This window comes from Collinsella sp. LCP19S3_B11 (assembly GCF_052121915.1).
Classification (GTDB): Bacteria; Actinomycetota; Coriobacteriia; order Coriobacteriales; family Coriobacteriaceae; genus Collinsella.
On the sequence record NZ_JBQKDI010000008.1, the window covers coordinates 92,654 to 105,710 of the forward strand.

At 57.9% G+C, this 13,057-nt stretch carries 8 protein-coding genes and 1 rRNA gene; 4 read left to right on the forward strand and 5 right to left on the reverse strand.

Annotated features, from left to right (window positions below; all coding sequences use genetic code 11):
- Positions 1-5: 5 nt before the first annotated feature.
- On the reverse strand, positions 6-2,885 hold the full coding sequence (gene uvrA / locus ACTQV4_RS06165) for an excinuclease ABC subunit UvrA (protein ID WP_441541189.1): 2,880 nt from the start codon (positions 2,883-2,885) through the stop codon (positions 6-8).
- A 193-nt stretch (positions 2,886-3,078) separates the two neighbouring features.
- Here uvrA and ACTQV4_RS06170 point away from each other — a divergent pair, with 193 nt between their 5' ends.
- The 4 genes from ACTQV4_RS06170 (at position 3,079) to ACTQV4_RS06185 (ending at position 9,201) form a co-directional block, all read left to right on the forward strand.
- Positions 3,079-5,232 (forward strand): LTA synthase family protein, encoded by a 2,154-nt coding sequence (locus ACTQV4_RS06170; RefSeq protein ID WP_441541187.1) that lies wholly within the window; start codon positions 3,079-3,081, stop codon positions 5,230-5,232.
- A gap of 145 nt (positions 5,233-5,377) precedes the next feature.
- Complete coding sequence (locus tag ACTQV4_RS06175; RefSeq protein ID WP_427718672.1) at positions 5,378-6,208, forward strand: Mrp/NBP35 family ATP-binding protein; 831 nt, start codon at positions 5,378-5,380, stop codon at positions 6,206-6,208.
- A complete protein-coding gene (locus ACTQV4_RS06180) occupies positions 6,209-7,480 on the forward strand; it encodes an NAD(P)/FAD-dependent oxidoreductase (RefSeq protein WP_441541185.1) in 1,272 nt (423 codons plus the stop codon).
- Between the two features lie 80 nt (positions 7,481-7,560).
- Complete coding sequence (locus ACTQV4_RS06185) at positions 7,561-9,201, forward strand: NAD(P)/FAD-dependent oxidoreductase (RefSeq protein WP_441541184.1); 1,641 nt, start codon at positions 7,561-7,563, stop codon at positions 9,199-9,201.
- A 65-nt stretch (positions 9,202-9,266) separates the two neighbouring features.
- On the opposite strand, the gene uvrB is transcribed toward ACTQV4_RS06185, so the two are convergent.
- The 4 genes from uvrB to rrf all read right to left on the reverse strand — a co-directional run.
- Complete coding sequence (gene uvrB, locus ACTQV4_RS06190; RefSeq protein ID WP_441541182.1) at positions 9,267-11,507, reverse strand: excinuclease ABC subunit UvrB; 2,241 nt, start codon at positions 11,505-11,507, stop codon at positions 9,267-9,269.
- A gap of 51 nt (positions 11,508-11,558) precedes the next feature.
- Positions 11,559-12,140 carry a lytic transglycosylase domain-containing protein gene (locus tag ACTQV4_RS06195; RefSeq protein ID WP_441032774.1) on the reverse strand — a complete coding sequence of 194 codons (582 nt, stop codon included), beginning with the start codon at positions 12,138-12,140 and terminating at the stop codon, positions 11,559-11,561.
- Positions 12,133-12,774, reverse strand: a complete 642-nt coding sequence (coaE, locus tag ACTQV4_RS06200) for a dephospho-CoA kinase (RefSeq protein WP_154517538.1) — start codon at positions 12,772-12,774, stop codon at positions 12,133-12,135. The genes ACTQV4_RS06195 and coaE overlap by 8 nt, the downstream gene beginning before the upstream one ends.
- 192 nt (positions 12,775-12,966) lie before the next feature.
- Positions 12,967-13,057: ribosomal RNA gene (gene rrf / locus ACTQV4_RS06205) — 5S ribosomal RNA — on the reverse strand; the annotation flags it as partial.

Genomic DNA, 13,057 nt, shown 5'->3' on the forward strand with positions numbered 1-13,057 from the left:
TCTCTTTACTGGGCGTCGAGTTGTGCCTGACGCTCGCGGTCGCGCTTGAGCAGCGGTGCCAAGAACTTGCCCGTGTAACTCTGCGAACATGCCGCGACCTGCTCCGGCGTACCCGAGACCACGACGGTTCCGCCGCCATTGCCGCCCTCGGGACCCATATCGATCAGGCGGTCGGCAACCTTGATGACATCAAGGTTGTGTTCAATCACCAGCACCGTGTTGCCCGCATCGACCAAGCGCTGCAGCACATCGAGCAGCTGGCGGACGTCCTCAAAATGAAGGCCGGTCGTCGGCTCGTCCAAAATATAGAACGTCTTGCCCGTCTGGCGTCGATGAAGCTCCTTGGCGAGTTTCACACGCTGCGCCTCGCCGCCCGAAAGCGTCGTGGCAGGCTGCCCCAAACTCACATAGCCCAAGCCAACGTCATACAAAGTCTGAAGCTTGCGCTTAATCTGCGGGATATTCCCAAAGAAGGCCAGCGCCTCGGTGACGCTCATGTCGAGCACGTCCGAGATGGTCTTGCCACGGTAGGTGACCTCGAGTGTCTCACGGTTGTAGCGTTTACCGCCGCAAACTTCGCAGGGAACGTAGATATCGGGAAGGAAGTGCATCTCGATCTTGATCTGTCCGTCGCCCTTGCACGCCTCACAGCGCCCGCCACCCACATTAAAGGAGAAACGGCCCGGCGAGTAGCCGCGCGCCTTCGACTCCGGCGTACTCGCAAACAGCGCGCGAAGATCATCCCACAGGCCAATATAGGTAGCAGGGTTGGAACGCGGTGTGCGGCCAATCGGCGACTGGTCGATATCGATAACCTTATCGATACACTCGATGCCCTCGATTTTCTTATACGGACCCACAGGGCGCGTCGAACGGTGAATAGCATTCGTAAGGGCAGGCGCAATGGTGTCGGTAACCAGGGAGCTCTTGCCCGATCCCGACACGCCGGTAACAACCGTAAGCGTACCAAACTCGATCTTGGCAGTAACGTTTTTGAGGTTGTTAGCTCGAGCACCCGTAATTTTAAGGCAGCCGCGACCGGGCTTGCGCCGTTCATCAGGCACCCGGATCATTCGTTTGCCGGTCAGATAAGCGCCCGTCATCGACTCAGGACACGCCATGATATCGGCAGGCGTTCCCGCCGCGACTACGTGTCCGCCGTTGACGCCGGCGCCGGGCCCCATGTCGATCACGTAGTCGGCGGCACGGATCGTGTCCTCGTCGTGTTCGACGACGATGACGGTATTGCCGATATCGCGCAGACGCTCAAGGGTCTTGATCAGGCGCTCGTTATCGCGCTGATGAAGGCCGATCGATGGCTCGTCCAAAATGTACAGGACACCCATGAGGCCGGCGCCGATCTGTGTTGCCAGGCGAATACGCTGCGACTCGCCACCAGAAAGCGTCGCCGAGGCACGATCGAGCGTCAGATAGTCGAGTCCAACATCGACCAGAAAACGCAAGCGCTCCAGGATTTCCTTGACGATGCGCCCGCCGATAAACTGTTGGCGCTCGGTGAGCTCCAGGCCCTCAAAAAACTCGAGCGACTCACGGCACGACAGGCAACAAACCTCGTAAATGGACTTGCCGCCCACGGTGACGGCGAGCATCTCGGGGCGCAAACGAGCGCCGTGGCAGCTCGAGCACGGTTCCTCGCGAATGTACTTCTCCAAGCGCGCCTTGGTGTTCTCGTTCGTCGTCTCGGTATAGCGTTCGTACAGGATGTTGCGAACGCCCGAAAACTTGGTATCCCACTGGCTACGACGTCCATCGAGCTTTTGGTAGTCAACCGAGATCTTCGTATCGCCCAGGCCATCCAAGAATGCACGACGCACGCGAGGGGGCAAGTCCTCCCACGGCGTATCGGCGCTTACCTTAAAGTGTTTACAGACCGCAGCAAAAATCTGCGGGTAGTAGTTCGAATTGCCAAACAGGCTACCAAAGACTCCGTCGGCAATGGACTTCGAGGGGTCCTCGATCAGCGCCTCGGCATCAACGGTTTTCTTAAAGCCCAGGCCGTCGCACTCAGGACATGCGCCATAGGGAGCGTTAAACGAAAAATCACGCGGCTGAAGATCGTCAATGGAGTGTCCATGCTCCGGGCACGCCAAGGCCAACGAATACTCCAGCAGCTCGCCCTCGGTCCCCTCGGGAGCATCACGATCGGGCAGCATGTACACATTTACATTGCCGTGAGCCAGCGCGGTCGCCTGCTCAACGGACTCGGCGATACGGCCCAGAGAGTTCTCACGGATCACGATGCGATCGACCACGACCTCGATATCGTGCTTGAACTTCTTGTCCAGATCGATTGGATCGTCGAGCGAGCGCACTTCACCGTCGACACGCACGCGGCTAAAGCCCTCGGCGCGAAGGTCCTCAAACAGTTTGGTGTACTCGCCTTTTCGCCCGCGCACCACCGGTGCCAGCACAAACGCGCGGCGACCCTCCCCCGCCGCCAAGACCTTGTCGGCAACCTGGTCGGTCGTCTGGCGCTCAATGACGCGGCCGCATTCGGGACAGTGCGGGGTGCCCACACGGGCGAACAGCAGGCGCAGATAGTCATAAATCTCGGTTACGGTGCCAACCGTCGAGCGAGGGTTTTTAGACGTCGTCTTTTGGTCGATCGACACCGCCGGCGAAAGGCCGTCGATTGAATCCAAGTCGGGTTTGTCCATCTGGCCCAAGAACTGGCGCGCATAGCTCGAAAGGCTCTCGACGTATCGACGCTGGCCCTCGGCATAGATAGTGTCAAATGCCAGCGAGCTCTTGCCCGAGCCAGAAAGACCGGTAATGACCACGAGTTGGTCACGCGGAATGGAAACATCGATATCACGGAGGTTGTGCTCACGAGCGCCGCGAATAACGATAGAAGAATCAGACATGGAAGCTCCTTGCCTCCTATTGCATCGAATCATACTGCCGATGAGTTTAGCGCACTCGACGCGCACAGATGTTCGTAATACAAGATTCGCAGACCTTTAGCTTTGCGTATCGGGCGCTTTGTTTCTCGAAATGCCGTGGAAAGGTTACAGTAATCTAATACTGAACTTAATTTGCTGTAACAGAGGAACGTCCATGACCGAAGATATCCCCCTTGAAATCACTTCGAGTGACATGGCCAATCTGCCCATATTCATCGCCGTCCTTATCGTGGCCACCGTCGTCGTGCGCGTGTATTTTTCAATCAAACACAATGAAAAGCCGCCCATTGCCCGCGTCTTTTGGTGCGCGACGCTCCTCATCCCGCTCGGCATGGTAGCTGCATGGATTACGAATCAATTGCTCGTAAATGAGGACAGTTCCCTATGGATCCTTTCTTATTCGGCGCTCGGTGCTGCCGCCGTCATACTTCTTGTCGAGCCCTTGGTTTCGGGACTTATCGACCAAACCGATCTTGCGACGGGAACGGTTGCCTGTATTTGCCGTGACATCCTTGTCATCGCCGCTGTTTCAGCGCTCTCGTTCGTTTCACTCGAAATTTCCTGCAACGAAACGTTCTATCGCATTCCCGCCAACTCATTCGGATTTTCCGTCGGGCTGCTCGCGACGGTTCTGCTCTCCCTTTATTTGCTGGGACAGCGTCATGGAGGCGTCATGGTCCTCGTGCCCGTCGTCTGTTGCATCCTTGGCATTGCCGAGCACTTCGTCATAACGTTTAAAGGCGAGGCCATCCTGCCAAGCGATATCTTGGCCCTTGGCACCGCAATGGAAGTGAGCGAGGGATACGAGTTTACCTTTACCGCCGGAATCGTAACCTCTCTAGCCCTGCTAGAGATTTCCCTGGGGCTTCTTTCGCTTATCCGACCGAGAAAGCTCCGTACGCCCACCCATGTCTTCCCCGCAATCGCCGCTAACCTCTGCGCTTTTCTGCTAGTGACCGTTGTGGGGCTCTCGGGCTTTTCCAGCATCGACTTGGAGCAGGCGCTGAATTTTGGATTTGACCGTTGGCAGCCCATCACCACGTATGCGTCTCAGGGTTTTATCACTTCGTTCACCGAAATGGTCAACGAGTTGCCCATTGAGAAGCCCGAAGACTATACGCCCGATGAGGCGCAGAGCATCGAGCAGGAGCTCGCCGCCACCTACGACAGCACGTATGGCTCGAGCGAGCAGCGCGCGGCGGCCGTTGCCCAGTTCAATGAAATCAAGCCGACGATTGTTGCCGTCATGAACGAGAGTTTTAGCGACCTTTCGTGCTTTGAGCAGCTCCAGGCGGCCGGGTACACCGGCCCCGCATTCTACAACTCGCTTCCCGACACACTTGTTCGCGGCACCATGCTCGCTTCGGTCGCCGGTGGCGGAACGGCGAACTCCGAATTCGAATTTTTGACCGGAGCGACAACGGCCTTTGTCGGATTAGGCAAAATCCCCTATCAGCTGTATCAGATGAATGGCGTCAACAGCCTGGCAAAGGACCTTAAAGAGCTTGGGTATACCGCTACCGCTATGCACCCGCAAAACCCCGTCAACTACCATCGAGATAAAATCTATCAGCAGCTGGGGTTTGGAGACTTTCTTTCAATCGGCGATTTCGAAGGTGCGCCCTGCTACCATGCCGGCGTATGCGACTACGCCACCTACGACAAGATACTCGACCTGCTTAGAACCGACGAAGCCCCGCAGTTCATCTTTGACGTCACGATGCAAAATCACGGCGGCTACGACTATGGCACCGTTCCCGCCGAGGAGCTGACAAACTATTGGGTCGAGGGAGCCAGCGAGGGCGCCAATAGCGCGCTCAACACCTATCTTACCTGCATCAACGCATCCGACCGGGACCTCGAGTACTTTATCAACGAGCTCCGCAATATCGGCAGACCGGTTGTTCTTGTCTTTTTTGGCGACCATCAGCCGAGCGCCGCAACGACTCTCAACGACGAGCTGTACCCTCAGGAAGATACGGCAAGCCACGCTTTCCGTATCTATCAGTCGACCTATTTCGTCTGGGCTAACTATGAAATCGCCGGCAATACCGAGCTCAACGTCTACGACACCGTCGGGGCAAACGAGATTGCAGCCATTACCCTTAATAAGATCGGCGCCCCGCTCACCGACTATCAAAAGGCTCTGCTTGCAACAAGGTCAGATGTGCCCACCATCAATGTCGCCGGCTATCTTGGTGCCGACGGGCTGCGCTACGACTTGGAATCTGAAGACAGCCCATACGCCTCGACGATCGACAAGCTGCAGCGCATCCAATACCTCGAGTTCGCCAGCAAAGTTCAGTAAACCCGCTCATTCGCTTGGGCCCATCGCATTGCAAGCACGCTCGGCCCAAATGCATCACAAATGACTCCCGCTCGCAAACGAGGGTACAATGACGCTCGTGTCACATCACGGGGCCCCGGCCCCAACATATACAAAGGAGTCATACATGGGTTGCGAGCACGCACAGGCCGCCGGCGGACAAACGTCGCCGTCGCAATTTGAGGAGAACACGCTGTCCGAGGTCAAACGCGTCATCGCCGTGCTTTCCGGCAAGGGCGGTGTCGGCAAGTCGTTTGTCACCGGTGCCATCGCCACCGAGCTTGCCCGTCACGGCCACAAGGTCGGCGTCCTCGATGCCGACATCACCGGTCCCTCTATCCCCAAGATGTTCGGTATGAGCGGACGCCACGTCCATGCCCTTGGCAACCTTATGCTGCCCGAAATCTCCGAGCACGGCGTCAAGGTCATGAGCTCCAACCTGCTGCTCCAAAACGAGACCGACCCCGTCCTTTGGCGCGGTCCGGTCATCGCAGGCGCCATTAGGCAGTTCTGGAGCGAGACCTCGTGGGGCCCCATCGACTACCTGCTGGTCGACATGCCTCCGGGAACAGGCGACGTCGCGCTCACCGTCTTCCAGTCACTGCCCGTCGACGGCATCGTCATCGTCACGAGCCCGCAGGATCTGGTCTCGATGATCGTCGCCAAGGCGGTTAACATGGCCGAGAAGATGAACGTCCCCATTCTGGGCATTGTCGAGAACATGAGCTATATTGAGTGCCCCGACTGCGGCAAGAAGATCGAGGTCTTTGGCAAGAGCAAGCTCCCCGAGGTCGCAGAGCGCTATAACCTCGACATCTTGGGCCAGCTTCCCATTAATCCGGCACTCGCCGAGGCCTGCGATAAGGGCGAGGTCGAGACCGCGCTGCCCGACGGCATGTTGCCTCAGGCAGTCTCTGCCGTCGAGGCCATTGCCCCGCACGAGACCGACGAGGCCTAAGTGAACACGAGCGCCTTCTATGACGTCCTGGTAATCGGCGGCGGGGCTTCAGGCCTCGCCGCCGCCATTACGGCCGCACGCGCTGGCAAAAGCGTCTGCATCGTTGAGCGCGATGTCGCCTGCGGCCTTAAGCTCCTTGCGACCGGCAACGGTCGCTGCAACCTCTCCAACGAATCGATTGATCCACAGCGGTATAACCACCCCGCATTCGTCGAATCCGTCATGGGCCCCCAGCCCGAACAAGAGCTTATGGGTTTCTTCTCCTCGCTGGGCATCATGACAACCTCCGAGGAAGGCCGGCTGTACCCGCGCTCCCTTCGCGCCGAATCGGTACGCGACGCGCTTCTCAACGTTTGCGACCGCCTAGGTATCACCTTAATCTGCGGAGCCAACGTTGCCTCGGCGCACAAAGCTTCCGAAGGCTGGGCACTCCAAATAAACCGTCCAGCGCGGGCGCTCAAGGCAAAAAAGCACGACGACCGAAAATCGGAGCTCCGCTCGCTTCGGAAAGCACTCGCCGATGTCCCTCGCAAGAACGAGGCCCTGGAGGCACATGCCGTAATTATCGCCACGGGTGGCAACCCCACCGGTATCGCCGATACGTTTAGCCTCCCCCTCACTTCGCTGCGCCCCATCCTCTGCCCCGTATCGGCAACGGTCGTCGGCGATCGGGCGGCACTCAAGACGTTGGATGGTCTGCGCGTCCGCGCCCGCTTGGCGCTCACCCGTAACCATAGTGAGCTCTGGCACGAAGACGGTGAAGTACTGTTTCGAACCTTCGGTATCTCGGGCGTCGCTGTCTTCAACCTCTCCCGTCGTATCCAGCGCGGCGATACGATCCTGCTCGACGTTTTCCCCGACCTCTCTAAAGACGAGTTGCTCGATATGCTTAACAGGCGCGTTAAGCTGCTCGGCGGCTTTTCGCCCCGCGATCCCCGTTGGCTCGACGGCATGCTCGCCCCGCAACTCTCCCGCGTCGTCTGCACAGCGTTCGAGCAGTGCCATCCAGGCTCCAACGATGTCGTCCACCTGGTCTCGATCCTCAAGCACTTTAAGTTGCTCGTCGAGGGAACAGCCGAGGAGCGCTCGGCGCAGGTCACGCGTGGTGGCGTATCTGTCGAGAGCATCTCAACACCCAGTCTACACGCGTGCAGCGTTGTCGACGCCCCGCTATACGTCTGCGGCGAAGCGCTCGACATCGACGCCGATTGCGGAGGCTTTAACCTTGCGTGGGCCTGGATCTCGGGCATTCGCGCTGCAAGCAGCCTGTAGCCGCACAGTCTATAATCAAAAACGCATTCGGGCCGTCTGGGATACCGGACGGCCTCTTTCTTGCCTCTAAGGAGACCTCGATGATCGAAATCACCCAAGTCAACGCGTCACTCGATGAAGCCGGCGATGAAAATGCCTGCCTCATTGTTGGCAAGCGATTCGCCAAGCGCGTCCTACGTTGCAAGGACTCCGAGATCAAGTCCATCGAGCTCCACCGCAAGTCAATCGACGCTCGCAAAAAACGAGACGTCCATTTTATCCTGAGCTTTCGTGTTGAGCTGACTAGTCCCCACCTCGAGCGAGAAGCGGTCGACAGTGTTGCCGAGCGTGACCGCTCGCGCGTACGCGCGATAGAAGACGATGAGCCTTCATTCCCCTCCCCCGTTTCCGGCGCACCCAAAGAGCGCCCCGTCGTCGTCGGTGCCGGATGCGCCGGCCTTTTCGCCGCACTCACCCTTGCCGAAGCAGGTCTTAAGCCCTTGCTCATCGAGCGCGGCGACCCGGCATTTCGCCGCTCGCAGGCGATCGACCTCTTTCTAAAGGAGCGTATCCTCGACCCCGAGAGCAATATCCAGTTTGGTCTGGGCGGCGCGGGGACCTTCTCGGACGGCAAGCTCAATACGGGAACCAAAAATCCCGCCCATCGCCTCATCCTCGAAACCTTCGTCGAGGCGGGTGCGCCCCGCGATATTCTGTGGGATGCCAAGCCGCACATTGGCTCCGACATCCTTCCCACGGTTGTTACCGCTATATCCCAGCGCATCGAGCAGCTCGGAGGTGTCGTCCGTTATCGAACAAAACTCGTCGACATTCGCATCGACGCGTCTGGCGCCATCACCGGTATTGATGTCCAATCGTCCCAAGACGCCGCTTACGAGCCAATTGAGACAAAGCACCTCATCCTCGCCTGCGGGCATTCTGCTCGCGATATTTTTGAACTCCTTAAGGACCACAACGTGGCCCTCGCACAAAAGACCTTTGCCATGGGCGTTCGCATCGAGCATCCGCAGCGCGACATCGACCGAGCCCAATATGGAGCCTCGGCGGGACATCCTGCCCTCGGAGCAGCCCCCTACAAACTCGTCGCTCATCTTCCCAACGGCCGCAGCGTGTTCTCGTTTTGCATGTGCCCCGGCGGGCAGGTTGTCGCCGCCTCTTCCGAGCAGGGCCACCTGTGCGTCAACGGCGCCAGCCTCAATGCCCGCGACGGCCGTAACGCAAATGCCGCCCTGCTCGTTAACGTCACGCCCGAGGACCTTCCCGACGATGACCCGCTCGCCGGCATCGAGCTCCAGCGCGCCTGCGAGGCGGCCGCCTATCGCCTGGGCGGTTCCAACTGGAACGCACCGGCACAACTCGTCGGAGATTTCCTCGCAGGACGCGCCAGCAAGGCGCCCGGAAAGGTAAAGCCCACCTATCCGCTCGGTGTGACCTGGACGGCAATTGACGAAGCCCTGCCGCAGCATATCGTCGAGTCGCTCCGACTGGGACTTCCCCTACTCGGAAAAAAGCTACGGGGCTACGACTGCCCCGATGCCGTTCTTACCGGCGTGGAGACTCGTTCGAGCTCACCGGTCACTGTCACCCGAGACCGAACGTGCCATGCCGTGTCGACCCCGGGCCTCTACCCTTGTGGTGAGGGAGCTGGATATGCCGGAGGCATCATGAGCGCGGCCACCGACGGCATCCGTTGTGCCGAAGCCCTGATCGCAGACCTCTAGCGAACGAATTCCAGCGCGCAAAAGACACAGGCCCCGAGCTCCCTATGGAGCTCGGGGCCTGTTCGCTATTTCTTAAACCGTGCACCCTGGCGTTTTCTACCCGATGCGAACGTGGAACCCTTGCGGGCCTGCGAACGCAAGCGCTCGATCGTCTCGTCCTCAGACGCACCCTCGAGCATCGCCCGAATCTGAACGACAGCATCACGCAGGCGCGCCGCCTCCTCAAAGTCCATGGCGGCAGAAGCGTTACGCATATCCTCTTCCATGGTTTCGACGATCCGCACAAGCTCGTCATGCGGTAGTTCTTCCAACTGTTCCGCAAGTGTCTGCTCGGGCGCCACCGTTTCCGGCACACCGCCCTCGCCCGACTCATCGGGCGTATAGAATGCGCCATGGCCAAGAGAGTCGCCCTTCGAGCGTCCCTTGGAGCCCACAGTTTTTTCGGCCTCGGCAATAAAACTTGAGATGTCGTTGATGGCCTTGCGCACTGTCTTGGGCACAATGCCATGTTCTTCGTTATATGCCATCTGAATCTCGCGACGGCGCTGCGTCTCCTCGATGGCCGCCTTCATCGAATCGGTCACAACGTCTGCATACATGATGACTTCGCCATCGGCGTTACGGGCCGCACGGCCAATCGTCTGAATCAGCGAACGGCGGTTGCGCAAGAAGCCTTCCTTATCGGCATCGAGAATTGCCACCAGTGAGACCTCGGGAAGATCCAAACCCTCGCGAAGCAGGTTGATGCCAACGAGAACATCGATCTTGCCCTCCCGCAGCGTTCGCAGGATCTCGACACGGTCCATTGTCGCCGTATCAGAGTGCATGTAATTGACCTTAATGCCCGCATCAAGTAGATGGTCGGTCAGGTCCTCGGCCATGCGCTTGGTCAACGTGGTCACCAGCACGCGCTCCTTGCGGGCAACGCGCTCGCGAATCTCGTCCTCAAGATCGTCAATCTGACCGCGAACGGGACGCACGTCGATCTTGGGGTCGAGCAGGCCGGTCGGACGAATAATCTGCTCCACGTCGTTTTGGCTCACCCGCAGCTCGTAGTCGCCCGGCGTGGCCGAGACGTAGATGAACTGTGGAATCCTCGCCTCAAACTCATCGAAACGAAGCGGGCGATTGTCGAGCGCCGAGGGCAGGCGAAAGCCGTGCTCCACCAGGGTCACTTTACGCGAACGGTCGCCTTCATGCATGCCACGAATTTGCGGCACCGTCACATGGCTCTCGTCTATGATGCAGAGCATGTCCTTGGGAAAGTAATCGATTAGGGTAAACGGTGGTTCACCCGGCTTACGCCCGTCCAGATGACGCGAGTAGTTCTCGATGCCGTTGCAAAAGCCCATCGTCTCGAGCATCTCGAGGTCATAATCGGTCCGTTGCTGTAGACGTTGCGCCTCGAGCAACTTGTCGGTCGCCTTGAGCTCCGCCACGCGCTTCTCGCACTCTTCGCTGATCGACTTCAAGGCCGCCTTGACCTTGGGCTTCTCGGTCACATAGTGCGATGCCGGCCACACAGGAATAGCCTCATACTCACGAAGCATCTCACCGGTAACCTCATCGATTTCGGCGATAAGCTCGACCTCATCGCCAAAGAACTCAAATCGCAACGGATGCTCGGCATAGGGCGGATACACATCGACAACATCACCACGCACGCGGAAGGTGCCACGCGCCAAGTCATAGTCGTTCCGGTCGTACTGAATGTCGATGAGCGCATGGATAAAGTCATCGCGCTCGAGCGGTACTTTCTTGTCGACATTCGGCGCCAGCCCCGCATAGTCCTCAGGAGAGCCGATGCCATAGATGCAGGACACCGAAGCAACGACAATCACATCGCGTCGAGAAAGCAACGAGGCGGTCGCCTGATGTCGAAGCATCTCGACTTCTTCGTTAATCGAAGCATCCTTCTCGATATACGTATCGCTTTGCGGCACATATGCCTCGGGCTGATAGTAGTCGTAGTACGAGACGAAGTAGACCACGGCGTTGTTGGGAAAGAATTCTTTGAGCTCGCTCGCAAGCTGGGCGGCGAGGGTTTTGTTGGGGGCCATGACCAGCGTTGGCTTACCGAGAGCTTCGATGGTCTTGGCCATGGTAAAGGTCTTGCCCGAGCCGGTCACGCCAAGCAAAACCTGATAGCGGTCTCCGTCCCTCACACCCTGCACAAGCGACTCAATGGCCTTTGGCTGGGAACCTGCAGGCTCATAGGGAGACACGACCTCAAACGGTACCTCGGAGCCCTCAACGCCAAAACGTTTGAGCTCTCCGCCAACTCGCTCAACTTCAAAATCCGCCATGGATACTCCTAACTCATACATCTGCAGTATACGCAGGCGGCAGGCATAGTCCTATACGAACCGGTCGGGATAGAGGGTCTTATAGCGAATCCAGGCATTATTGACACGAATCAAATAGGCTTGCGTCTCGGGAAAGGCAATCGCGTTATGGAGCGATGTGTTTTGCTGCGCCCACCCATCGACATTGCCCATTCCGGCATTGTAAGCAGCAATAGCGCTATCCGTCGAACCATTGAAATATGTCAGCAGGTACGAGAGATACGCGCACCCAAATTCGATATTCGAAGCGGGGTCATTCAGGTTATCGGCAGAATACTCGTCCCCGTCGACAAGGCCCTTAGCGATCATATCCTGAGCGGTTTCGGGCATAAGTTGCATGAGACCTTGGGCGCCCTGATTTGATTCCGCCTCGGGATCCCAGTTTGATTCCGACTTGATGACGGCACACACCAGATACGGATCGAGATTATGCGAAATACTGGACTGCTTTACATACGCCTCATAGTCAATCGGATAGAACGGTTTAAAGAAAGCGGCGGGAGCACACGAGTAAACGAGCGAGATAAGGCCAAAGACGAAAACGACAACCAGCGGCACAAGGCGATACCACGTAAAGAAACGCGTCTTAGGCATCTGTCGTCTCCTTATCCATAGCATCCATAAGGCCATGGCGAGCAAGCCACGCGTCCAGTTGTTCAAAGAGCGAGCTGTCGCCCGCTGCATTATCAATCACGGTCGTGGCGAGACTGCAAAGCGAAGACTCATCGGGTTGGCAAGCACAGCGAGCATCAAAATCGGATGGCTCCATACCACGGTGAATAGCGCGTTCGCGACGGACCGCTAAAGGAGCGCTAACAACCATAATTTCATCCGCAAGGCCAAAGGCGTCCTCAAAGCCAGTCGGAGCAGATACTTCGACCGCCGCAAAGGGATAGCGGGGGGACGAAACCGTACAGCAAGCAGGATCGAGAATCCTCAGCGAAAGCTGCTCAATGAGAGCGGGGTGCACAATACTATTGAGCCTTGCAACCGTATCGGGAGAAACAAAAGCTCGAGAAGCGAGAACGTTACGTCGAACACCGCCATCCTCGTCCAAAATATCCCAGCCAAACTCTTCAGCAAGAGCATTGACGATATCCGACCCCGGTACGTACAGCGATTTGGCAAGAACGTCTAAATCGATAAGCAGGGCTCCGCGAGATTCCAGAAAGCGGCAGGCAGTCGATTTACCCGAAGCAATATTGCCCAAAACGAAAACGGTAAACATCAAGCCCTCCCTAACGTCAATGCGAGTAATTATCGCGCAAATACAAAGCGACGGTTCAAAAAACAGCCAAACAGTAAGAGAGTCAAAGGAAGAGTCCGTTCACAAGGCACAGCTTGTATATGGCGCAAAAAAGGGGGAGGCCGCGAGGCCTCCCCCTTCTCGATTCTCGATGACGGCTCGGTGCCGTCCACCGGTCAGCGGCGCCCTGGCCTCCCACGGGCTGGCCCCGCAGTACTCTCGGCGCGATGGGGCTTAGCTTCCGGGTTCGGAACGGGACCGGGCG